This is a genomic window from Bacillus sp. TH30 (assembly GCF_016650875.1).
In the GTDB taxonomy this organism is placed as follows: domain Bacteria; phylum Bacillota; class Bacilli; order Bacillales; family Bacillaceae_G; genus Bacillus_A; species Bacillus_A mycoides.
In genome coordinates, this window is the sequence record NZ_JAEKEY010000002.1 from 3,428,943 (window position 1) to 3,451,312 (window position 22,370).

General features: G+C 35.8%; 23 protein-coding genes and 3 pseudogenes. 19 read left to right on the top strand and 7 right to left on the bottom strand.

The features are described 5' to 3' along the window. The first annotated feature begins 20 nt into the window (after positions 1 to 20). Positions 21 to 785: a class B sortase gene (srtB, locus tag JFU20_RS19825; RefSeq protein ID WP_002129321.1), complete on the top strand. Its 765-nt coding sequence runs from the start codon at positions 21 to 23 to the stop codon at positions 783 to 785. 68 nt (positions 786 to 853) lie between these two features. Here srtB and isdG read toward each other — a convergent pair whose 3' ends face one another. After that, positions 854 to 1,177, bottom strand: coding sequence for a heme oxygenase (gene isdG, locus JFU20_RS19830; protein WP_002015426.1), 324 nt, complete (start codon positions 1,175 to 1,177; stop codon positions 854 to 856). 256 nt (positions 1,178 to 1,433) lie between these two features. On the opposite strand from isdG, the gene JFU20_RS19835 reads away from it, so the two are divergent. Together JFU20_RS19835 and JFU20_RS19840 are read left to right on the top strand one after the other, a co-directional pair. Beyond that, a complete protein-coding gene (locus JFU20_RS19835; protein WP_002165011.1) occupies positions 1,434 to 3,224 on the top strand; it encodes a cation:proton antiporter in 1,791 nt (596 codons plus the stop codon). Positions 3,225 to 3,314: 90 nt separating this feature from the next. After that, complete coding sequence (locus JFU20_RS19840) at positions 3,315 to 4,514, top strand: class I SAM-dependent rRNA methyltransferase (RefSeq protein ID WP_002015430.1); 1,200 nt, start codon at positions 3,315 to 3,317, stop codon at positions 4,512 to 4,514. A gap of 43 nt (positions 4,515 to 4,557) precedes the next feature. On the opposite strand, the gene JFU20_RS19845 is transcribed toward JFU20_RS19840, so the two are convergent. Both JFU20_RS19845 and JFU20_RS19850 read right to left on the bottom strand, forming a co-directional pair. After that, on the bottom strand, positions 4,558 to 4,752 hold the full coding sequence (locus tag JFU20_RS19845; RefSeq protein ID WP_001014315.1) for a YwbE family protein: 195 nt from the start codon (positions 4,750 to 4,752) through the stop codon (positions 4,558 to 4,560). Beyond that, complete coding sequence (locus JFU20_RS19850) at positions 4,753 to 4,926, bottom strand: hypothetical protein (protein WP_002015431.1); 174 nt, start codon at positions 4,924 to 4,926, stop codon at positions 4,753 to 4,755. A gap of 170 nt (positions 4,927 to 5,096) precedes the next feature. On the opposite strand from JFU20_RS19850, the gene JFU20_RS19855 reads away from it, so the two are divergent. The 6 genes from JFU20_RS19855 to JFU20_RS19880 all read left to right on the top strand — a co-directional run bounded on the left by JFU20_RS19855 (position 5,097) and on the right by JFU20_RS19880 (position 9,468). Then, positions 5,097 to 5,789: a response regulator transcription factor gene (locus tag JFU20_RS19855; RefSeq protein WP_002015432.1), complete on the top strand. Its 693-nt coding sequence runs from the start codon at positions 5,097 to 5,099 to the stop codon at positions 5,787 to 5,789. 1 nt (position 5,790) lies between these two features. Next, a complete protein-coding gene (locus tag JFU20_RS19860) occupies positions 5,791 to 6,726 on the top strand; it encodes a HAMP domain-containing histidine kinase (RefSeq protein WP_002015433.1) in 936 nt (311 codons plus the stop codon). Positions 6,727 to 6,851: 125 nt separating this feature from the next. Beyond that, positions 6,852 to 7,775 carry an ABC transporter ATP-binding protein gene (locus tag JFU20_RS19865; protein ID WP_201038853.1) on the top strand — a complete coding sequence of 308 codons (924 nt, stop codon included), beginning with the start codon at positions 6,852 to 6,854 and terminating at the stop codon, positions 7,773 to 7,775. Next, complete coding sequence (locus tag JFU20_RS19870) at positions 7,768 to 7,929, top strand: hypothetical protein (protein ID WP_002143307.1); 162 nt, start codon at positions 7,768 to 7,770, stop codon at positions 7,927 to 7,929. The genes JFU20_RS19865 and JFU20_RS19870 overlap by 8 nt, the downstream gene beginning before the upstream one ends. Positions 7,930 to 7,963: 34 nt before the next feature. Then, positions 7,964 to 8,668, top strand: a complete 705-nt coding sequence (locus JFU20_RS19875; protein ID WP_002165013.1) for an ABC transporter permease — start codon at positions 7,964 to 7,966, stop codon at positions 8,666 to 8,668. Positions 8,669 to 8,772: 104 nt separating this feature from the next. Beyond that, a complete protein-coding gene (locus JFU20_RS19880; RefSeq protein WP_002165014.1) occupies positions 8,773 to 9,468 on the top strand; it encodes an ABC transporter permease in 696 nt (231 codons plus the stop codon). A gap of 63 nt (positions 9,469 to 9,531) precedes the next feature. On the opposite strand, the gene JFU20_RS19885 is transcribed toward JFU20_RS19880, so the two are convergent. Both JFU20_RS19885 and JFU20_RS19890 read right to left on the bottom strand, forming a co-directional pair. Continuing rightward, a complete protein-coding gene (locus tag JFU20_RS19885) occupies positions 9,532 to 9,864 on the bottom strand; it encodes a YfjL-like protein (protein ID WP_002165015.1) in 333 nt (110 codons plus the stop codon). 134 nt (positions 9,865 to 9,998) lie between these two features. Further along, a complete protein-coding gene (locus JFU20_RS19890; protein ID WP_002015442.1) occupies positions 9,999 to 10,502 on the bottom strand; it encodes a DinB family protein in 504 nt (167 codons plus the stop codon). 185 nt (positions 10,503 to 10,687) lie between these two features. Here JFU20_RS19890 and JFU20_RS19895 point away from each other — a divergent pair. Both JFU20_RS19895 and JFU20_RS19905 read left to right on the top strand, forming a co-directional pair. Beyond that, positions 10,688 to 11,241, top strand: a pseudogene (locus JFU20_RS19895) (sigma-70 family RNA polymerase sigma factor). Next, positions 11,234 to 11,904: pseudogene (locus JFU20_RS19905) on the top strand (septation ring formation regulator EzrA). The pseudogenes JFU20_RS19895 and JFU20_RS19905 overlap by 8 nt, the downstream one beginning before the upstream one ends. A 40-nt stretch (positions 11,905 to 11,944) precedes the next feature. Here JFU20_RS19905 and JFU20_RS19910 read toward each other — a convergent pair. Beyond that, a pseudogene (locus JFU20_RS19910) lies at positions 11,945 to 12,373 on the bottom strand (ABC transporter substrate-binding protein); the annotation flags it as partial. Positions 12,374 to 12,634: 261 nt separating this feature from the next. Between JFU20_RS19910 and JFU20_RS19915 the strand changes: the two are divergent. From JFU20_RS19915 to uvrC, 8 genes are all read left to right on the top strand, one after another. Next, positions 12,635 to 14,050 (top strand): BclA C-terminal domain-containing protein, encoded by a 1,416-nt coding sequence (locus JFU20_RS19915; protein WP_201038856.1) that lies wholly within the window; start codon positions 12,635 to 12,637, stop codon positions 14,048 to 14,050. A 193-nt stretch (positions 14,051 to 14,243) separates the two neighbouring features. Beyond that, positions 14,244 to 15,929: a long-chain-fatty-acid--CoA ligase gene (locus JFU20_RS19920; RefSeq protein WP_002165019.1), complete on the top strand. Its 1,686-nt coding sequence runs from the start codon at positions 14,244 to 14,246 to the stop codon at positions 15,927 to 15,929. Positions 15,930 to 16,035: 106 nt separating this feature from the next. Further along, positions 16,036 to 16,623 carry a fatty acid metabolism transcriptional regulator FadR gene (locus JFU20_RS19925; RefSeq protein WP_012261773.1) on the top strand — a complete coding sequence of 196 codons (588 nt, stop codon included), beginning with the start codon at positions 16,036 to 16,038 and terminating at the stop codon, positions 16,621 to 16,623. An 11-nt stretch (positions 16,624 to 16,634) separates the two neighbouring features. Next, positions 16,635 to 17,411 (top strand): enoyl-CoA hydratase, encoded by a 777-nt coding sequence (locus JFU20_RS19930; protein ID WP_002088868.1) that lies wholly within the window; start codon positions 16,635 to 16,637, stop codon positions 17,409 to 17,411. A gap of 78 nt (positions 17,412 to 17,489) precedes the next feature. Further along, positions 17,490 to 18,263 carry an electron transfer flavoprotein subunit beta gene (gene etfB / locus JFU20_RS19935; RefSeq protein ID WP_002088867.1) on the top strand — a complete coding sequence of 258 codons (774 nt, stop codon included), beginning with the start codon at positions 17,490 to 17,492 and terminating at the stop codon, positions 18,261 to 18,263. A gap of 36 nt (positions 18,264 to 18,299) precedes the next feature. Then, complete coding sequence (gene etfA, locus JFU20_RS19940) at positions 18,300 to 19,277, top strand: electron transfer flavoprotein subunit alpha (protein WP_002015402.1); 978 nt, start codon at positions 18,300 to 18,302, stop codon at positions 19,275 to 19,277. A 211-nt stretch (positions 19,278 to 19,488) separates the two neighbouring features. Next, positions 19,489 to 19,803: a thioredoxin gene (gene trxA / locus JFU20_RS19945; RefSeq protein ID WP_000974757.1), complete on the top strand. Its 315-nt coding sequence runs from the start codon at positions 19,489 to 19,491 to the stop codon at positions 19,801 to 19,803. Between the two features lie 154 nt (positions 19,804 to 19,957). Further along, a complete protein-coding gene (gene uvrC / locus JFU20_RS19950) occupies positions 19,958 to 21,742 on the top strand; it encodes an excinuclease ABC subunit C (protein ID WP_002015404.1) in 1,785 nt (594 codons plus the stop codon). Positions 21,743 to 21,857: 115 nt separating this feature from the next. On the opposite strand, the gene JFU20_RS19955 is transcribed toward uvrC, so the two are convergent. Further along, positions 21,858 to 22,307, bottom strand: coding sequence for a YslB family protein (locus JFU20_RS19955; protein WP_002015405.1), 450 nt, complete (start codon positions 22,305 to 22,307; stop codon positions 21,858 to 21,860). Between the last annotated feature and the right edge of the window lie 63 nt (positions 22,308 to 22,370).

Sequence of the window (22,370 nt, forward strand, 5' to 3'; positions counted from 1 at the left end):
ATCCGTTTTGAGGTGATAATTTGAGTAGCAAAAAAGAAAGGAAGAAGAATTCTTTTTTTCAACGAATACTTACAGTTGTTTTTTTAGGTACCTTTTTCTATTCAGTATATGAATTAGGTGATATTTTCATGGATTACTATGAAAATCGTAAAGTAATGGCCGAAGCACAAAACATTTATGAAAAAAGTCCGATGGAAGAGCAATCACAAGATGGGGAAGTACGTAAACAGTTCAAAGTTCTGCAGCAAATTAACCAAGAAATAGTTGGATGGATTACGATGGATGATACACAAATTAATTATCCAATCGTTCAAGCAAAAGACAATGATTACTATTTATTTCGAAATTATAAAGGTGAAGATATGAGAGCAGGAAGCATTTTTATGGACTATCGTAATGATGTGAAATCTCAAAATCGAAATACTATTTTATATGGTCACCGTATGAAAGATGGTTCTATGTTTGGAAGTTTAAAGAAAATGTTGGATGAAGATTTCTTCATGTCGCATCGTAAATTATATTACGATACATTATTTGAAGGATATGATCTTGAAGTGTTTTCGGTGTATACAACAACAACTGATTTTTATTACATTGAAACGGATTTTAGTAGTGATACGGAATACACATCATTTTTGGAGAAAATTCAAGAAAAATCGCTGTACAAAACGGATACAAAAGTGACAGAAAGTGATCAAATCGTAACACTTTCGACGTGTGACTATGCACTTGATCCAGAAGCGGGAAGATTAGTAGTACATGCGAAACTAGTAAAAAGACATTAAATAAAAAAAGTATAGAATATGAGAAGTGGTAACACTCTTCATATTCTATACTTTAAAAAGAAATATGCTTACTGTGCTGCAGCCATTGGCATACGTACAACTTTTACATCATAGTAAGCAATTTTATTATCAAGAATATAGTCTGGCATCCCGCCTTGATGTGAGTGAGCATCTTTAAATGCTGAGCTCTTTGTCCAACCTTGGAAATCTTCTTTTGCATTCCAGCGAGTGCTAATTGTTACTTCATCATAATCAACTGTATTTTGCGTTAAAAGAACTTCTAATCCTAAAAATCCTGACATTGTTTCGACTTTACCTACTTTATTAAAACGCTCAATTAATTTATGGCCATTTCCCTTTGTAATTTTAGTTGTATTTGTAACAATAATCATGTTTATTCCTCCTATAAATGTGTAGCCTTTATTTTCAAGAACTCATATACATTAAATGATAATGAAAATCATTATCATTGTCAATAGTAATTTTCATATAAATGTAGAATTAAGGATGAATTTACTATTATATAAATAATTTGACCATATAGTTAATGAAGTTATATATTATTAAAATAAAACAAAATAAGAAATATACACAAGCAAAGTATGGTTTATACCTTGCTTTCGCAATACTATGAACAAGGAGGGGATTATGGTCGAATCACTGTTACTTAGTATCGTTATTATTATTACACTAGGCATCGCCTCACAATGGACTGCATGGCGCTTCCAGCTCCCTGCTATTGTTGTTATGGCAGTTGCCGGATTATTAATTGGTCCAGTTTTCGGTATTATTAATCCAAAAGAGGTGCTTGGAGATGTTTTTAGTCCACTCGTATCACTTTCTGTTGCCATTATATTGTTTGAGGGTAGTTTAAGTTTAGATGTACGTGAACTGAGGGGACTATCAAAACCAGTATTTCGTATTGTTACGTTTGGTGCGTTTATTGCTTGGATTGCTGGCTCACTTGCAGCCCATTACGTCGCTGGATTAGATTGGGCGGTTGCATTTATTATTGGAGGACTTTTTATTGTGACAGGTCCAACTGTAATTATTCCGTTGTTACGCCAAGCACGATTAAAGCCAAGGACAGCTGCAATTTTAAAGTGGGAAGGGATTATCGTTGATCCGTTTGGAGCATTACTTGCTGTATTCGCCTTTCAAATTGTAAATTTCTTAACGAAAGAAAATGTACACTTACATACGTTACTATATTTCTTTGCAGGTTCGTTATTTGCAATGGTACTTGGGTATGCGTTTAGTATTTTTATGAGTTATATGATTTTAAAAGGGAAAGTACCAGAATATTTAAAGGCACCGATTTTGCTCGTTACGGTATTACTATGCTTCGGCATTGCAGATGAAGTCATGCATGAAACAGGTATGCTAGCCGTAACAGTAATGGGGATTACACTTGCACGGATGAAGAAATATATTTCTTCTATCGGTGATATTCGTCATTTTAACGAAAATATTTCCGTACTATTAACATCGACTGTTTTCATCATCTTAACAGCATCACTTCCAAGAACGACGATTATGGAGATTTTTAGCTGGCCTATTATTAGCTTCGTACTTATGATGATATTTGTTGTTCGTCCTTTATCAATTTGGGTATCGACAATCGGAACAGAGTTAACAAAATCAGAAAGGGCGCTAGTTGGTTGGATTGCGCCGCGAGGTATTGTTGCATTAACGGTTTCAAGTTACTTTGCGACGGAGTTATTACAAGAAGGGTATAAAGATGCTTCTATATTAACAGCACTTACATTTGCACTCGTAATTACGACCGTTTGTGCTCATGGATTTTCAATTGGATTTTTAGCAAAAAAATTAGGATTAGCCAATACACAGCCACCAGGTATTTTAATTTCAGGAGCTAGTACATTCTCAACTGCATTCGCTATGCATTGTAAAGAGATGGGGATTCCGAGCTTAATCGTAGATGTATCGGAAGAACATTTGCAATGCGCAAAGGTGAAAGGGCTTAATACATATAACGGCCAAGTACTCTCAGAGCAGTTGCAATTTGAAGTAGATATGAATCAGTATGAATACTTAATTTCAGTTACAGATACGGATTCTTACAATGTATTAGTCGCAAACACATATGTACCGCAGTTTGGACATCATAATACATTTTTACTTCCGATTCATGATGTGGAAAAGATTGAGCAAGAACGCATCTCTCTTTCGAAAAAAGCTCATTTACTGTTTGGTCAAAATGAAATTTATGAAGAGTTAGATAGAAAAATTGAAGAGGGTTATACATTTAAAACGATACAAGTTGAGGAAGAACAAAAAATTAATAAAGAAGAGAGCGATTCAGAGGATGTAATATTATTTATTCGTCACGATGATGGTAGTCTTACTTTTTCAACATTGTATAAATATATAGCGGTTATACCAGGAGATGAGCTAGTTGTACTAGCAAAGCAATAATATGGTATAGTGAAACGAGGCTTTTTTCAGTCTCGTTTTTTAAATGCTTCCTACTAATAGAAAGCATTCAAATGGAAAGGAAGACATTACATGCGATCTGAAGTAACTATAAAAATAAAACCGAAGTTTATAAAAGAAATTAAAGGTGGATATCCACTTATTTTAAAAGATGCAATTCAAAATTTAAATGATGTACGTGAAGAAGGGACAATCATCAACGTAGTGGATGAGAAGAACCAATTCATCGGAAAAGGCTATTATGGAAAACAAAATAAAGGATATGGATGGATTTTAACGAGAAAAGAGAAGGAGGAAGTGAATCAATCTTTCTTTGAAAGTAAAATCAAATCTGCTTTACATAAACGAAAAGATTTTTATAAATCAAATGATACAACAGCATTTCGTGCCCTGAATGGTGAAGGTGATGGCCTTGGCGGTTTAATCATCGATTATTATGACGGCTATTACGTAGTAAGCTGGTATAGTGAAGGGATTTATACTTTCCGAGATGAAATTATAGCAGCTCTTCAAAAAGTAGCAAATTTCAAAGGGATTTATGAGAAAAAGCGTTTTGATACGAAAGGGAAATACATTGAAGGTGATGATTTCGTCGCAGGAGAGCGCGGTGAGTTCCCACTTATCGTAAAAGAGAACGGTGTAAACTTTGCTGTATATTTAAATGACGGGGCGATGGTTGGTGTGTTTTTAGATCAGCGTAACGTTCGAAAACAAATTCGTGATAAATATGCAAAAGGAAGAACGGTTCTAAATATGTTCTCTTATACTGGGGCTTTCTCTGTATTTGCAGCGCTTGGCGGAGCGAGTAAAACAACGAGTGTGGACCTTGCAAATCGTAGTTTAAGTAAAACGATTGAGCAGTTTAGTGTAAATGAAATTGATTATGAAGCACAAGATATTATTGTAGAAGATGTATTTCTGTATTTCAAATATGCAGCTAAGAAAAAGATGAAATTTGATATGGTTGTACTTGATCCCCCAAGCTTTGCACGCTCGAAAAAATATACGTTCAGTGCGGCGAAAGATTATAAAAACTTATTAAAAGAAACAATTGCGATTACAGAAAATAACGGTATTATCGTTGCTTCTACAAATTGTAGCGCATTCGATATGAAAAAGTTTAATGGCTTTATCGATACAGCATTTAAAGAAATGAACGGTAAATATAAAATATTAGAAGAACATTCTTTACCAGAAGATTTCCGTACAATTGATCAATTTAAAGAGGGAGACTATTTAAAAGTAGTTTTCATCGAAAAAATTAAAGGTTAATGAAAATAAGAAAAGGAGCTCAAGTTTAAATGAGCTCCTTTTCTTATTGAATGATATTTTGGACTCTGCCAACTTGCCCGTCCTGCAATCGTACTTTAATGCCGTGCGGATGAGAGGGTGAGTTAGTTAAAATATCTTTTACAATTCCTCTTGTTAGCTTGCCTGTACGTTGATCTTGTTTTAATACAATATCAACTTCAAGGCCTGATGAAATGTTAGATCGTTTTTGCCCGTTCATTTATACACCTGTACGTCTACGTTGGTTGTTTGTTTTCTTCGTTTGTTGGTTTTGTAATTTTTTCGTTTCTTGACTTTGACTTCCATTATTTGAGCCGTTTCCATTTCCTTGCTTTTTCTTTGCAAGTTGTTCGCGCATTAAATCAGCTAAGCTTACTTTTTTGTTTTCTGACATGATAAGTCTCCTTTATATAAAGTTAATTATGAACAATAGTAGTGAATTTCATCATATCATTGTTAAGGAAGGAAGGGAAGTTGGTTTGAAAATTCATATAATTCTTTCCAGTATTCATTCGTTACGATACAATTAAAATGTTAATGTTTGTAAAAAAAGGGGATAGAAATATGTCACATCATATTTTATTAGTTGAAGATGATATCTCAATTCAGGAGATGGTTGAAACATATTTAGTAAAAGAAGGTTTTCAAGTTACAATCGCATCTGATGGAGAAGAAGGAGTTAACGCATTTTTAAAAGGTTCATTTGATTTGATTATCCTCGATATTATGATGCCAAAGTTAGATGGCTTAGAGGTTGTGCGAATCATTCGAGAAAAAAGTGCCGTTCCGATTTTAATGATGTCAGCGAAAGATACAGATGTTGATAAAGCTGTTGGATTAGGACTTGGAGCAGATGATTACATTTGTAAGCCATTTTCTATGATTGAATTGGCTGCACGTGTAAAAGCGGGGATTCGGAGGTCTACGAAATATTCGGCTACAGAAACAACAGAAAAGAGGATTCAGATTGGTGATTTAACAATCGATCCAATTAATTTTACGGTTGAAAAAAATGGGAAGCATCTCAAACTTACGTTAAAAGAATTTGAGATTTTAAAACTGTTCTTAAAGAATCAAAATCGTGTATTTACAAAAGCACAAATATATACGTTAGTTTGGAATGAAGAGTATTACGGTGACGATAACGTTATTAATGTTCATATGAGAAGATTACGTGAGAAAATTGAAAGTGATCCATCTAATCCAGAATATATTAAAACATTATGGGGCATCGGCTATAAGTTGGAAGTGATGTAGTATGGTTGTATTTTTAACAGTGGTGATTATTATATTGCTTATCGTTATTTATGTGCAATATAAAATTAGAAAAAATAGTAGTAGGAATTTACGCCACACGTATGAGAAGTTAAATCGAATTGTAAAAGAACAAACTGGTGAGAAGCTATTAATTATGACAGATGATCTAGAATTGCAAAAGTTATTAGTGGCGATTAATCATTTATTAGATGCAAAACAGAAAACGAATGCAGATCATGCGAAAGTGGAAATTTCGATGAGAAAAATGCTTTCAAATATTTCACATGATTTGAAAACACCACTAACAGTTATTCTTGGATATACCGAAATGTTAAATAAGGATAAAACGATAAATGAGGAAGAGCAGCAAATATTACTCGAAAAGGTGCATGTAAAAACACTAGAAGTGATGGAACTGATTCATAAGTTTTTTGATTTAGCAAAATTAGAATCCGGTGACAAAGCAATCGAGATGACAAAAGTAAATATGAATGAAGTTTGCCGCGAGAAGATTTTATCTTTTTATGATTTAGTGACGACGAAAGGATTTCAAGTTCATATTGATATACCAGAAAGAAATATATTTGCACTTGGAAATGTAGAAGTATTAGGTAGAGTATTGAATAATTTAATATCCAATGCAATTACATATGGAGACGATGGAAAGACACTTGGTGTGACGTTAAGAGATGATGAAACGAGTGTGTATATAGATGTATGGGATACAGGAAAAGGAATTGATGAATCTCATATTGATAAAGTGTTTGAGCGTATGTACACACTTGAAGATTCCAGAAATAGATTGTACCAAGGGAGCGGTTTAGGGTTAACGATTACGAAAAGACTTGTGGAAGCGATGGATGGAAAAATACATCTTTCTAGTAAGCCGTATGAAAAAACAATTTTTACTGTTGTATTAAAAAAGATGCTGTTTTAGCTTGTAGAGAAGTAGATTCTACAAGCTTTTTTTCAGCGTAAGGAATTTGTAAGGAACGGGTAAGAAAAAAGAGAATTCCGTTGTCTATTATAGAAGTATAAGGTAGTGCGAAAGGAGATAGTGACATGACATATATATTAAAAACGAATCAGTTAACGAAAGTGTTTAAAGGGAAAGAAGTAATTTCTAGCGTTAACATGCATGTGAAAAAAGGTGAGATATATGGTTTCTTAGGACCGAATGGTGCAGGTAAAACAACGATTATGAAAATGATCACAAACTTAATAAAACCGACGAGCGGTGATATTGAAATTTTTGGTGAGAAGCTAACGGATACATCTTATGAATTGTTAAAGCGCATGGGGACAATTATCGAATATCCAATTTTTTATGATAAATTAACGGCGAAGGAAAACCTAGAATTACATTGTGAATATATGGGGTATTACGATAAAAACGCAATTGATCATGCTTTACATTTAGTGAAGCTGCACGGTATAGATGATAAAAAAGTAAAAGATTTTTCATTAGGGATGAAGCAAAGACTTGGTATTGCAAGGGCGATTATGACGAAGCCAGAATTACTCATTTTAGATGAGCCAATTAACGGATTAGATCCAATTGGTATTAAAGAATTAAGAGATTTATTTAAAATGCTTTGCAAAGAATATGGTATTACGTTATTAGTCTCTAGTCATATTTTAGGCGAGATGGAACTAATGGCAGATACAATCGGTATGATTCAAAATGGAAAGCTAATAAAAGAAGTTTCAATGAAGAGTATTAACGGAAAACAAACAGAGTACATTGAAATTACTGTTCCTGATGTGAAGCGTGCAGCTTATATTTTAGAAGATAAACTCGCTATAAAAAATTACAAAATAACGAGTGGAAACATGATTCGTGTGTATGAATTGAAGGCGACGCAGCAAGCCATTTCAAAAGCACTCATTATGAACGATGTAGAAATTGAAAGTATTAATAAGAAACATAGTTCTTTAGAGGAGTATTTCTTAAATGTAATGGATGGAGAGGGCATTCATGCTTAATGGATTGTTAGTGAATATAGTAAGTGGATTGATCGTAATGTTCATAAGTGGGATTTTATATTATAGAAAACCTGAGCGGAAATGGATTTTAATTTTATTAGTGATAGGAATGTTAAGCGTAGTTACTGCTGGAATTAGAATGTTAGTAGCGTAGAGGCAGTTATATAAGGAATGGAGGCATGGTTTACATGTTTAAATTAATGAAGCTTGAATGGAAGAAACATCAATTATCTAGTTATTTTAAAAGTGTAGCAATTTGTATTATAGCAATTTTCACCGTAGTAAACCTCATGGCGTTGGGAGCGAAAGACGAGGTAGATGGGCTATTCTCTGACTTCACGCAACAAATGGTTTTAATAAACACTGTTATTAGGATAACATTCATTATTTTTAGTTCGGTCATTTTATCACGTTTAATAATTGATGAGTATAAGAACAAAACAATACAACTATTGTTTATGTACCCACTGCAAAGAAAAATGCTAATGAGGGCGAAATTAACAATTGTTTTTTGTTTTTGTTTTGTGAGCACGATTATCGCTACTTTCAGTATTAGTTTACTCGTATATTTTGTGAGTCCAATGATGGGGCTGATTGAAACGCCAGCTACGATAGGTGAAATAATAGCTATCGTTCCAGCTACTTTTATAAATGCATTTATGATATCTGGTATAAGTTTAATTCCTTTATTTTTTGGGATGAGAAAGAAATCGACACCGACAACAATTACTTCTGCAGTAATAATTGGGATGCTAATTAGTAGTAACTTTGGTTCTGGAAACGGTCAAGTAAGTATGTTTAATTTTATCGCTATCCCAATAGTGCTCTGTTTATTAGGGATTTTTATTAGTTATCTTTCATATCGTAAAATCGACAAGATTGATGTGGCGTGAAGCAAGCTTAAAACAACAACGAACTGGGGTATGAATAGTGAAAAAAATAATAGTAATTGCAATTTTAAGTTAATTTAAGTGGCTTACATGAAAGGAGGACTATCATGCTACGTCTTATGAAGCTAGAATTGAGGAAGTTTAAGCTTGGATGGTATGTGAAGAGAGCGGTTATTGCAAATATCGTTATACTGGCACTACTAATCTTCGTTAGTATCGTTGCTCAAATAGAAGGGGATCCAAAAATAAGGAATCCGCAGATAATTTTGTCGATGGCTAGTGCGTTAGTAAGAGCAACATTTATTATTTTTGGTGGCGTACTAATAGCCAAGTTAATAATTGATGAATATAAAAGTAAAACAATACTACTCATGTTTTCTTATCCAATTAACCGAAAGAAAATGATGGTTAGTAAGTTGGCTATTACAGCGACATTAACATTTATAACAGTTATTTTATCGAACATTTTAGTAGTAGGAATTTTCTTTGGGATAGATAGTTATTTTTCAATTCTTCCTAATTCATTCACAGTAGATCAATTGATTCAAGAAGGGATAAATCTTATTCCTTTAGCCATTGCCACGGCAGGAATAAGCTTAATTCCTCTATATTTCGGGATGCGTAAACGTTCTGTGCCAGCTACAATCGTTTCTTCTATTATCGTTGTATTAATCGCAATTAATAACCCGCCCATATTTCCTATAGCGACGTTTCTTCCTCTTCAATTCACATTTGCAGCGATTGGAGTTGCGATTGCATATTACGGAATTAAAAATATAGAGAAGGAAGATATAACAGTATGACAAGAATACGTAAAAAAGAGTTGGCGTTATACCAACTCTTTTTTGTATATGTATGCTTCGTTACTACTCTGTAAATTTATAGTGTTTGCTTAAATACTCTTGCACTCCTGGAGAAATGTTAAAGTTATTAGAACCTTTATATTCGATAGTAAACTCTCCATCTTCAATTGTTTCAAAGGCGATTGCATAGCTATCCATTTTAGAATCGTAAGAAGTATTTTTGACTTCTGCATCTAGATCAAAGTATTTTGTAATATATTCTTTTGATTCCGTAACTGCTGTTTGTTTTCCCCAAGGGGTACCATAACTTGTGAAATAAAGAGATACACCGATAACTCCAATGATAGAAGTTAGTAAGAGAGTTCTTATTGTTATTTTTTTGTTTTTTGTATTCAATTTAGTTCCCTCCAATTAATATGAATTTATCTTAACGTATTTTCTCATAAAATACCATTTAGTAGAAAATAGTTTCACATGAAACAAGTTACAGAAAAAGACAAGGTGCATAAACACCTTGTCTTTTTCTGTCGTTACATTTGGGGAGCTTCCATTCCAGTAGCAGCCCATTCTTCTTTTGCAGGACCATAAACGCCAGGGACTGTTAAGCCAGCTTGACGCATTAAAACAGTCATCTGTCCGCGGTGGTGATTTTGATGATTGATGAGTGTCATTAAAAATATAGAATTCGGCATAGGACGACCAAAGAAGTTATTAATAGTAGCTAAGTCTTTATCAGTCCACTCACTTTGAAGTGCTTCAATAAAAGCCGTATTCACTTTGCGATACCCATCTGCAATTGTTTTTGCTGAAGTTGGTACAGGATAATCTTTCGTTTCTCCTTCAAACTTAAGTCCTGTCCCTGATAGCATAATAGGAAGTGCTGTAACGATATGCCAAGCGACTCTCCCTAAAGTCCAGTGCCCAGGTGCAATTTCTTGTGATAAAGATTCATCGGTTAATGCATCGAGCATCTTCTGAGTAGACTCAGCCTCGTATGTCCATGATGTTAAAAAATCTTCAATAGTTTGGTACATAGTTATCCCTCCTGTTTTTCGCTCGTATATTAAATTCGTGAGAGATAATATAATCCCTGTTTCATAAGCGATACTTAATTAAGCATTGCTACAATATAAAAATAATTAGAGAATATTTGTAAAAGTGTCAGAAAACCGCTCTATTCATTCGTATATATAATGAATAGAGAATGGAGTAAAGAGTGGTGATAAGGGTGAAGGATATAGAAATAGTAGAAGGTCTTCGAAAACAAGACATGTTAGCGTTACATACAGTCATTGATCAATATGGAGATTTAATTTATAAGGTGGTTCATAGTGTTTTAGATACGGCACAGAGTAAGGTGCTAGTGGATGAATGTGTTGACGATATTTTATTAATCGTTTGGTACAACATTAATAGTTATGATGAAAATCGTGGGAAGTTTAGAAATTGGCTTATATCTGTTGCGAAATTTAAAGCCATTGATTATAAACGAAAAAGTAATAAGGTCTATCAATTACAAGAGTTTCAGCAAGACATATATGTAGAAGGAAAAAATGTTAATTTAAAAAAGAAGAGCTAGATTGTAATTTTTTCATTTTGATTAAAGAATTGAACGAAGAAGATAAGAAAATTTTTATAAAAAGGTATTTAGATGAATATAGTGTACAAGAAATAGCGCTTGAGTTCGGTATGACACGAGATACGGTGTATAGCAGGCTTTCAAGAGGGAGAAAAAAATTGAAGAAGATGTTGGGAGGGAATAGGGATGAATAAAGAAAAGTTCCTTCAGGAATTAAATAATTTGCAGTATAGTGATGATTTTGTAGATGACGATATAAATGATGAAAAAATAGATGAAAAGAAAATAAATCGTACAAAAGAAGTTGTAACAAAAAAATTTTAATGAAACGATGTCATGAGGTTGTAAAAGAAGGATTACAGGGAAGTGAAGAGATTTTATATAGTATGTTTGCTGAAAATCCTCGCGTGAAAAATTGGCAGACAGGAACAGCGATGAGCTTAGGGGTAGGCGTTCTTGCAATGAACTTCGGTATTAATAATATGCTAATCGTTACAAATGAACGATTGTACGTGTTTTTTGTCGATCGTTATTATAATGACGTTGATCTAAAGGTATGTTTATTAAATGAAATAGCTTCTATGAAAACAATATTAGACCGTAAAGGTGGAAGTGAATTTCTGTATATAAAGTATAAAAATAATAGAGAATACGTATTGTTAGGAAACGCTGATGATTACAGAGAGCTATTTCAAATAGTAGGTGGATTGAAAATGGCAAGCGGAATAGAACTAAGGTTACAGGATAAGAAATTAAAGAGACAGTTAACTTTAAAACGAAGTGTGTTTAATATAATCATGTATTCAATTGTTATATACTTTATTTACAAAGCTTATATTAATTTTATCCCGCATTAACGGACAGTAAAACCCCCACTGATTAAAGCTTCGCTTTTGCATCTGCAAAGTGATCGTTATTGCTTGTTGATGGATCGAACATAACTGTAGGAGCGATTTGCTCTAATTCGTTTTTAATTGCTTTACCACGGAATGAAGTTATGATAATTAAATCTGGTTTTAGACGGCTGATTTCCTCTAAGTTTGGTTGTTGAAGTGTCCCAACATCTACAACATCCTTACTCGGTTTTGTTTCTGTATTTACCCATGTATTATAATTCTTAATGTCTGCCATCCATACTGGCTGAACACCAAGTGCTAATAAGTCTTCTGAATATCCCCACTCAAGTACAACAACTTTTTTCGCTGATTTATCTAACTTCGTTTCCCCTTCAGCGTGTTTAATTGTTATAGCTTGATTTGTATTGTCCGCTTTTGTTTCTTTTTTCTCCTTTTTTTGTTGTTTGTATCTGATATACGATTTATACAAATTTTAATATATTGTATTGAAGTGCATACGTGTATCAAGGTTGAAGGAGCTGAAATTCCTTTAATGAGGAAGGCGAAAGTACAAGCGAAAGGAGAGCGTATTGCATGTAATATTTATTAGAATGTAAGGAAAAAAACTTTGTTTATAAAAGGTTTGTTCCAGAGCGGGTAGTTGATAAGGAAAATAAAAACTGATTTTTATTAGAAAGATATTTTTAATTAGTGGGCTTACTTAAAAGATTGAACACGAAGGAGGATCAACATGTCTTTATGGAGTAATAATGCAAATGGATATTGTGGATGTAATAATCAAAATGGTTTACATGTTGATTCGTGCTGTTTTAGTTGCGATGGGACAATTCCTAAGCTCGGTCCAACAGGCCCAACAGGCCCAACAGGAGCAACAGGAGCAACAGGAGCAACAGGAGCAACAGGAGCAACAGGAGCAACAGGAGCAACAGGAGCAACAGGAGCAACAGGAGCAACAGGAGCAACAGGAGCAACAGGAGCAACAGGAGCAACAGGAGCAACAGGAGCAACAGGAGCAACAGGAGCAACAGGAGCAACAGGAGCAACAGGAGCAACAGGAGCAACAGGAGCAACAGGAGCAACAGGAGCAACAGGAGCAACAGGAGCAACAGGAGCAACAGGAGCAACAGGAGCAACAGGAGCAACAGGAGCAACAGGAGCAACAGGAGCAACAGGAGCAACAGGAGCAACAGGAGCAACAGGAGCAACAGGAGCAACGGGAGCAACAGGAGCAACAGGTCCAACGGGAGTAACGGGAGTAACGGGAGCAACGGGAGCAACGGGAGCAACAGGAGCAACGGGAGCAACAGGAGCAACGGGAGCAGTGGGAGCAACGGGAGCAGTGGGAGCAACGGGAGCAACAGGCCCAACGGGAGCAACAGGTCCAACGGGAGTAACGGGAGTAACGGGAGTAACGGGAGTAACAGGCCCAACGGGAGCAACGGGAGCAACAGGAGCAACGGGAGCAACAGGAGTAACAGGCCCAACAGGCCCAACGGGAGCAACGGGAGCAACGGGAGCAACAGGAGCAACAGGAGTAACGGGAGCAACGGGAGCAACGGGAGCAACAGGAGCAACGGGAGCAACGGGAGTAACAGGAGCAACGGGAGCAACGGGAGCAACAGGAGCAACGGGAGCAACGGGAGCAACAGGTCCAACAGGTCCAACAGGCCCAACAGGAGCAACAGGAGTAACAGGAGCAACGGGTGAAACAGGAGCGACGGGAGTAACAGGTACAAGTATAACTGCGACGTATGCATTTGCGAATAATACATCAGGAGCGGCAATATCAGTGCTTCTTGGTGGGACAAATGTCCCACTTCCAAATAATCAGAATATCGGTCCAGGAATTACAGTTTCGGGGGGGAACACAGTATTTACGGCCGCAAATGCAGGGAATTATTATATTTCATATACAATTAATATAACGGCTTCATTATTAGTTAGTTCGCGAATTACAATTAATGGTGCACCGCTTGCTGGAACTATCAATTCCCCTGCATTAGCAACGACTTCATTTAGTGCGACAATTATTACGACTTTGGCAGCGGGTAGTGCAATTAGTTTGCAGTTGTTTGGATTGTTAGCTGTTGCCACATTATCAACGACTACACCTGGTGCAGTTTTAACGATTATAAGATTAAGCTAAGTAACGTGAACTCTCTTATTCTTTTAAAATGAGGAGAGTTTCTACATATAATAAGAAGTTAAGGAAGTAAAGCATAGTTATATAGAAGTCAGAATATTATGATTGTAACGATGTTACGACTATAATATAATGAAAACAACCATCATGAATGAACATTCATTTATTTTCACAAATATTGGAAGGAGGAATGAGAGTGGAAAAACCTTGGTTGCAGAGTTATCCAGAGGAAATCCCAGGTACGATTTCATATGATATTCAGCCACTTCATGGATATTTAGAGAAAATGGCTGCTCGTTATCCAGAAAAGAAAGCGCTTCACTTTTTAGGTAAAGATGTTACATTTTCAGATTTCCATGACAAGGTAAAGAAATTTGCGAATTACCTTCAAAGGCTTGGCATTGAAAAAGGCGATAGAGTTGCGATTATGTTACCGAATTGTCCGCAATCTGTAATTGGTTATTATGGTACTTTGCTTGCGGGGGGGGTTGTTGTACAAACGAATCCTCTTTATACAGAAAGAGAGCTTGAGTACCAACTTCATGACTCAGGGGCAAAAGTTATTCTTTGCCTGGATTTAGTGTTTCCGAGAGTTACTAATGTTCAAACGGCAACAAAGCTTGAGCATATTATCGTAACCCGTATTGCAGATTTTTTACCATTCCCTAAAAATTTACTTTATCCATTTGTACAAAAAAAGCAGGCAAATCTTGTTGTGAATGTGTCGGAAAGCGAAACGATTCATCTTTGGAAATCGGTAGAAAGAGAAAGTAATGCTGATGTTGAAGTTTCATGTGATCCTGAAAATGATCTAGCCCTTTTGCAGTATACAGGGGGAACGACAGGGTTTCCAAAAGGGGTTATGTTAACGCATAAAAACCTCGTTTCGAACACTTTAATGGGAGCGCATTGGTTATATAATTGTAAAGAAGGAGAAGAGGTAATTCTTGGTGTTCTTCCGTTTTTTCATGTGTACGGGATGACAGCTGTAATGAATTTAAGTATTATGCAAGGATATAAAATGGTGCTTATTCCGAAGTTTGATATGAAAATGGTTTTTGAAGCAATTAAGAAACATAAAGTTACACTATTTCCAGGAGCACCAACCATTTATATTGCTCTATTAAATAGTCCTCTTTTAAAAGAATATGATATTTCTTCAATTCAGGCTTGTATTAGTGGTTCTGCACCGCTTCCTGTAGAAGTGCAGGAGGAGTTTGAGAGAGTTACAGGTGGTAAATTAGTAGAGGGTTATGGATTAACGGAGTCATCGCCAGTTACACATGGGAATTTTTTGTGGGAAAAGCGTGTGCCGGGAAGTATTGGGGTACCGTGGCCGGATACAGAGGCAATCATCATGTCACTTGAAACAGGAGATTCATTACCTCCAGGTGAAATTGGTGAAATTGTTGTAAAGGGCCCACAAATTATGAAAGGGTATTGGAATAAGCCAGAAGAAACGGCAGCTGTACTGCAAGATGGCTGGCTCCATACAGGTGATGTAGGATACATGGATGAGGATGGCTTTTTCTATGTGAAAGATCGTAAGAAAGATATGATCGTTGCTAGTGGCTTTAACGTATATCCTCGTGAAGTAGAAGAAGTGTTATATGAACACGAAAAAGTGCAAGAAGTGGTAACAATCGGTGTTCCTGATCCGTATCGAGGGGAAACTGTAAAAGCGTTTGTTGTTTTGAAAGAAGGCGCTGAGTGTTCTGAAGAAGAATTAGATCAGTTTGCACGTAAATATTTAGCAGCTTACAAAGTTCCGAAGGTATATGAGTTTAGAAGTGAGTTGCCGAAGACGACAGTCGGAAAAATTTTACGCCGTGTCCTAATAGATGAAGAGAAGAGAAAGAATGAGGATGAGCAAACGGGCTAAGGCCCTTTCTTTTTGAAAAAATAGGATTGACACTTTTCTAAATAGTCAGTATTATAAGAATATGAATGACTATTCATTCAGTCATCTTCTTGAAGGGGACAGTAAAGTGAAGAAAAATAGACCGAAATACAATCAGATTATTGATGCTGCAGTCATTGTGATTGCGGAGAATGGATACCATCAAGCGCAAGTTTCTAAAATTGCAAAGCAAGCTGGGGTAGCTGATGGCACGATTTATTTATATTTTAAAAATAAAGAAGATATATTAATATCCTTATTCCAAGAGAAGATGGGAGAATTTGTTGAAACAATTCGTCAAAAAATAGCAGGAATTGAAAGCGCTGTAGCGAAGTTATTCATGTTGGTAGAAACGCACTTCTTGCTGTTGTCACAAAATGATCCTCTTGCTATCGTTACGCAATTAGAGCTAAGGCAGTCCAATCAAGACTTGCGCCTTAAAATAAATGAAGTATTAAAAGGCTACTTACAAGTTATGGATGAAATTTTAGAGACAGGTATAAAGCAAGGTGAATTTCAGGCGGATTTAAACGTTCGCGTGGCAAGACAAATGATCTTTGGAACAGTAGATGAAGTTGTGACCAATTGGGTAATGAGCGATCATAAGTATGATCTGGTCGCACTTTCAAAAACGGTACATGGGCTACTTATTGCAGCTTGTGGTTATCGTCAATAATGGGAGGGATCATGTTGAAATTCCTATCTGTAAAAGTTGAAGATCATATCGCGGTGGCGACGTTAAATCATGCGCCAGCTAATGCGATGTCTTCACAAGTTATGCATGACGTTACTGAATTAATCGATCAAGTGGAAAAGGATGATAACATTCGTGTTGTTGTTTTACATGGTGAAGGACGCTTCTTCTCAGCAGGGGCAGATATTAAAGAATTTACATCTGTTACTGAAGCTAAGCAAGCAACAGAGTTAGCACAGCTTGGACAAGTTACGTTTGAGCGTGTTGAAAAATGCTCAAAACCAGTTATTGCGGCAATTCATGGAGCGGCACTTGGTGGCGGCCTTGAGTTTGCTATGTCTTGCCACATGCGCTTTGTAACTGAAAGTACAAAGCTTGGTTTACCTGAATTAACACTTGGATTAATTCCTGGTTTTGCAGGTACACAGCGCTTACCACGTTATGTTGGTAAAGCGAAAGCTTGTGAAATGATGTTAACAAGTACACCAATTACTGGTGCAGAAGCATTACAATGGGGACTTGTTAACGGAGTGTTTTCTGAAGAATCCATTTTAGAAGATACGCTTAAAATTGCAAAACAGATTGCTGGAAAAAGCCCAGCAACAACTCGTGCTGTGCTAGAGTTATTACAAACGACAAAATCGTCTCATTATTATGAAGGTGTACAGCGTGAATCACAGATTTTTGGTGAAGTATTTACGAGTGAAGATGGAAGAGAAGGCGTAGCAGCGTTTTTAGAAAAGCGTAAGCCTTCATTTAGTGGTAGGTAGTCTAATTATTTTTTTAATAAAAATTAACAGAATTTTAAAATTGATAGAATCTTTCTGAAAAATAAGGGGGTAAATGGAATGAACATCTACGTACTCATGAAACGAACATTTGATACAGAAGAAAAAATCGTAATTAAAAACGGTGCAATTTACGATGGCGAAGCGGAATTCATCATCAACCCTTACGATGAATATGCGATTGAAGAAGCGATTCAAGTAAGAGATGCACAAGGTGGAGAAGTTACTGTTATAACAGTTGGTGGCGAGGATAGTGAAAAAGAACTTCGCACAGCATTAGCGATGGGCTGCGATAAAGCGGTACTAATTAACATTGAAGATGATGTTGAGAATGGTGACCAATTTACAACAGCAAAAGTGCTTGCTGAATATTTAAAAGATAAAGAAATCGATTTAATTTTAGGCGGGAACGTTGCGATTGACGGTGCATCTGGACAAGTTGGTCCACGAGTAGCTGAAGCGTTAAATATCCCATACGTAACGACGATTACGAAGCTTGAAATTGATGGTACAAATGTGAAGATTGAGCGTGATGTTGAAGGGGATACAGAAGTAATTGAATCATCATTACCTCTTCTAGTAACAGCGCAACAAGGTTTAAATGAACCGCGTTATCCATCGCTTCCAGGTATTATGAAAGCGAAGAAGAAGCCACTAGAAGAAGTAGAATTAGATGATTTAGATTTAGAAGAAGATGATGTGGAAGCAAAAACAAAAACAATTGAAATCTATTTGCCTCCTAAGAAAGATGCAGGAAAAGTGTTACAAGGCGAGCTGCAAGATCAAGTAAAAGAACTTGTATCGTTGCTCCATACAGAAGCGAAAGTAATCTAATAAAATACGAAATTATATATGCAGGAGGGAAAATCTATGGCTCGTAAAGTATTAGTAATGGGTGAAGTTCGTGATGGATCGCTACGTAACGTTTCGTTTGAAGCGGTAGCAGCAGCAAAAACAATTGCAGAAGGCGGTGAAGTGGTAGGTCTTCTAGTTGGAGACAGCGTTGCCTCTTTTGCAAATGAATTGATTCATTACGGTGCAGATCGCGTTGTGACAGTTGAAAATGATAAATTAAAATCATATACATCTGATGGATATGCACAAGCGTTTTTAGCTGTATATGCTGAAGAAAAGCCAGAAGGCATTGTATTTGGACATACGGCACTTGGTAAAGATTTATCACCAAAATTAGCAGCGAAATTAGAAGCTGGTTTAATTTCTGACGTAACGGCTTTAGAAGTTGAAGGTGGAAATGTTATCTTCACTCGTCCGATTTACTCTGGTAAAGCATTTGAGAAGAAGATTGTAACAGATGGTATATTATTTGCGACAGTGCGTCCAAATAATATTGCAACTCTTGAAAAAGACGAGTCTCGCACAGCTGACGTGTCTTCTATTACAGTTGATGTGAAAGATTTACGTACAATCATTCAAGATGTTGTCCGTAAAACTGCAGAAGGTGTTGATCTTTCTGAAGCGAAAGTTATTATAGCTGGTGGACGTGGTGTGAAGAGTGAAGAAGGATTTAAACCGTTAAAAGAATTAGCTGACGTACTAGGCGGCGCTGTTGGAGCATCTCGTGGTGCTTGTGATGCTGAGTACTGTGATTATTCATTACAAATTGGTCAAACAGGTAAAGTTGTTACACCAGACCTATACATTGCATGCGGGATTTCTGGTGCGATTCAGCATTTAGCTGGTATGTCTAATTCAAAAATAATTGTTGCGATTAATAAAGATCCAGAAGCTAGTATCTTCAAAGTAGCTGACTATGGTATTGTCGGTGATCTGTTTGAAGTATTACCTCTTTTAACAGAAGAGTTTAAAAAGTTAAAAGTACATTCATGATTTGAGTACCCTTGAGTTCCAAGTGAAGTACCCCTATATATAGAAAAAGGTGAGAGATCCCCTGTCTCTCATCTTTTTAGTATTTCATCCATATTTTTATATAGTATAAAGGAACATTTTTTTGTTACAATACATAACGATACATAATATTCGCCACGTATAAAAGTTAATGATATACTCTTGGTAGAATATACTTGAAGGAGGAAATAAAATGGCAATTATAAATGCAAATGACCAAAGCTTCGCAGCTGAAACTAGCGAAGGTGTTGTACTATTAGATTTCTGGGCGCCTTGGTGCGGACCTTGTAAAATGATCGCTCCTGTATTAGAGGAAATCGATTCAGAGTTAGGCGAGAAAGTAAAAGTAGTAAAAGTGGACGTTGATGAAAACCAAGAAACTGCTCGTCAATTCGAAGTAATGAGCATTCCAGCTCTTTTCGTATTAAAAGACGGTAAAGTGGTTGATCAAGCGTTAGGATATAAACCGAAAGAAGCGTTAGTAGAATTAGTTTCTAAACACTTCTAAAATAAAGAAGCTACCATTTGGTAGCTTTTTTTATTTTCTTTTTTACAACCTTTCCGTTACAATAAAAGAACGTATGTTGGGTGTTTTGGCATAGTATGTTTTTATGTGAAAATAAAAATGATAAGCATAAGCATGTAGAAATGGAGGGAGACGAGTGCACGAGCATTTAAAAGAGAAGTTAGCAATTTTGCCCGATCAACCTGGTTGTTATTTAATGAAGGATAAGCAGGGAACGGTTATATATGTCGGAAAAGCAAAGGTACTCAAAAATCGTGTGCGCTCGTACTTTACTGGTTCGCATGATGGGAAAACACTTCGGCTTGTTGGAGAAATTGTTGATTTTGAATATATTGTGACTTCCTCAAATTTGGAGGCTCTTATTTTAGAGTTAAATTTAATAAAAAAATATGATCCAAAATATAATATTCAATTAAAAGATGATAAAACATATCCTTTCATTAAAATTACAGCTGAAAAACAGCCGCGCTTACTCATTACGCGAAATGTAAAAAAGGATAAAGGAAAGTACTTTGGGCCTTATCCAAATGCGCAATCGGCACATGAAACAAAGAAATTATTAGATCGTATGTATCCACTTCGTAAATGTTCAAATATGCCAGATAAAGTTTGCTTGTATTATCATATGGGTCAATGTTTAGCACCTTGTGTGAAAGAAGTAACGGATGAGCAAAACAAAGAAATTGTTGATGAAATTATTAAATTCTTAAACGGTGGGCATAAAGAAATTCGTTCAGAATTAGAAACGAAGATGTATGAGGCTTCAGAAAAGCTAGAATTTGAACGGGCGAAAGAGTTGCGAGATCAAATTGCTCATATTGATGCAATTATGGAAAAGCAAAAGATGATTATGAGTGATTTAGTGGATCGTGATGTGTTTGGATATGCAGTTGATAAAGGGTGGATGTGTGTTCAAGTTTTCTTCGTTCGAAAAGGAAAGCTAATTGAACGTGATGTTTCTATGTTCCCGATTTATGATGAACCAGAAGAGGGGTTTTTAACTTTTATCGGTCAATTTTATGAAAACAGTAGTCATTTCAAGCCGAAGGAAATTGTTGTTCCAGGAAGTATAGATTCAGAATTAGTAGAGCGCTTTTTAGAAGTTGAAGCGACACAGCCGAAGCGTGGGAAGAAAAAAGATCTTGTGGAATTAGCAAATAAAAATGCAAAAATTGCACTAGAAGAGAAATTTCACTTAATTGAACGTGATGAAGAACGGACGATTAAAGCTGTTGATAATCTAGGGAAGCAACTAGGGATTGAAACACCATATCGTATTGAAGCGTTTGATAATTCAAATATTCAAGGGACAAATCCTGTTTCAGCAATGATTGCTTTTATCGATGGGAAACCAGCGAAGAAAGAATATCGGAAATATAAAATTAAAACGGTTCAAGGTCCTGATGATTACGAATCTATGAGGGAAGTTGTAAGACGCCGTTATACGAGGGCGCTTAAAGAGAATTTACCTTTACCAGATTTAATCATTATTGATGGTGGAAAAGGCCATCTGGCCGCTACAAGTGATGTTCTGGAGAATGAACTCGGATTATATATTCCAATGGCAGGGCTTGTAAAAGATGACAAACATAAAACATCACATTTAATCATTGGAGATCCGCCTGAACCTGTGATGCTTGAGAGGAATAGCCAAGAATTTTATTTATTGCAACGCATTCAAGATGAAGTGCATAGATTTGCAATTACATTCCATCGCCAGTTGCACGGGAAATCGGTCATTCAATCAGCATTGGATGATATTCCAGGAATCGGCGATAAACGAAAAAAGGTATTGCTAAAACATTTTGGTTCATTAAAAAAGATGAAAGAAGCTTCTATATCGGAATTTGTCGAAGCGGGTATGCCGAAAAATGTAGCGGAGACAATTTATACTTATTTAACAGATAAGAAGACGTTGTAGTTTACAACGTCTTCTGTTTTTTGGTATAATTTCTGAAGATTTAAAATAAACGAACCTAAATGAATATACAAAAAAGTCAACTAAACTTATATGTCTAGTTGACTGTAAGTAGATGCTACACTTCAATGAGATCTTTTATATCCCATTTAACAAGAAATGTAATAGAGTCTGAACGCTTTTTCTGTTCCTCATAGGACTCTGCAACGACGTTTCTTTGTCTTTGAATTTGCTCGGCGATAAATCCAGCTTCTAATTGATAAGATGAATGTCTTTTTTGTTTTTGACGCTCAGTAATAAGTGTACCTTTAAGTTGAAACTGCATTTCACGACGTTTATGTTCAATGATGCTTAAAGTGCCCCAACCAGCTTTTTCAAAAAACTGAATGACTTCTTCAATTGTTTCTAGCGGATATTTTCTCGCAAGGTTTCTACCGGCCCAGTATAAAATACCATCTAAATCGTTACCAATTAAATCAGGTAGTAATTCTTCACGTAGCAATTCATAAGCGAAGGCGTTCAATGAAACATCTTCTAAAGATGTTATATCGATTGTATTTTTGCTCACAATATTCCCCTCTTTCTATAGGGATTATTATATAACATTTTTCATTTATAAAAATAGATTTTT

Excerpts from the sequence above, each read along its gene's own strand:
- isdG (WP_002015426.1), bottom strand. The coding sequence starts at position 1,177 with ATGATTATTGTTACAAATACAACTAAAATTACAAAGGGAAATGGCCAT.
- JFU20_RS19835 (WP_002165011.1), top strand. The coding sequence starts at position 1,434 with ATGGTCGAATCACTGTTACTTAGTATCGTTATTATTATTACACTAGGC.
- JFU20_RS19840 (WP_002015430.1), top strand. The coding sequence starts at position 3,315 with ATGCGATCTGAAGTAACTATAAAAATAAAACCGAAGTTTATAAAAGAA.
- JFU20_RS19845 (WP_001014315.1), bottom strand. The coding sequence starts at position 4,752 with ATGAACGGGCAAAAACGATCTAACATTTCATCAGGCCTTGAAGTTGAT.
- JFU20_RS19850 (WP_002015431.1), bottom strand. The coding sequence starts at position 4,926 with ATGTCAGAAAACAAAAAAGTAAGCTTAGCTGATTTAATGCGCGAACAA.
- JFU20_RS19855 (WP_002015432.1), top strand. The coding sequence starts at position 5,097 with ATGTCACATCATATTTTATTAGTTGAAGATGATATCTCAATTCAGGAG.
- JFU20_RS19860 (WP_002015433.1), top strand. The coding sequence starts at position 5,791 with ATGGTTGTATTTTTAACAGTGGTGATTATTATATTGCTTATCGTTATT.
- JFU20_RS19865 (WP_201038853.1), top strand. The coding sequence starts at position 6,852 with ATGACATATATATTAAAAACGAATCAGTTAACGAAAGTGTTTAAAGGG.
- JFU20_RS19870 (WP_002143307.1), top strand. The coding sequence starts at position 7,768 with ATGCTTAATGGATTGTTAGTGAATATAGTAAGTGGATTGATCGTAATG.
- JFU20_RS19875 (WP_002165013.1), top strand. The coding sequence starts at position 7,964 with ATGTTTAAATTAATGAAGCTTGAATGGAAGAAACATCAATTATCTAGT.
- JFU20_RS19880 (WP_002165014.1), top strand. The coding sequence starts at position 8,773 with ATGCTACGTCTTATGAAGCTAGAATTGAGGAAGTTTAAGCTTGGATGG.
- JFU20_RS19890 (WP_002015442.1), bottom strand. The coding sequence starts at position 10,502 with ATGTACCAAACTATTGAAGATTTTTTAACATCATGGACATACGAGGCT.
- JFU20_RS19915 (WP_201038856.1), top strand. The coding sequence starts at position 12,635 with ATGTCTTTATGGAGTAATAATGCAAATGGATATTGTGGATGTAATAAT.
- JFU20_RS19930 (WP_002088868.1), top strand. The coding sequence starts at position 16,635 with ATGTTGAAATTCCTATCTGTAAAAGTTGAAGATCATATCGCGGTGGCG.
- etfB (WP_002088867.1), top strand. The coding sequence starts at position 17,490 with ATGAACATCTACGTACTCATGAAACGAACATTTGATACAGAAGAAAAA.
- etfA (WP_002015402.1), top strand. The coding sequence starts at position 18,300 with ATGGCTCGTAAAGTATTAGTAATGGGTGAAGTTCGTGATGGATCGCTA.
- trxA (WP_000974757.1), top strand. The coding sequence starts at position 19,489 with ATGGCAATTATAAATGCAAATGACCAAAGCTTCGCAGCTGAAACTAGC.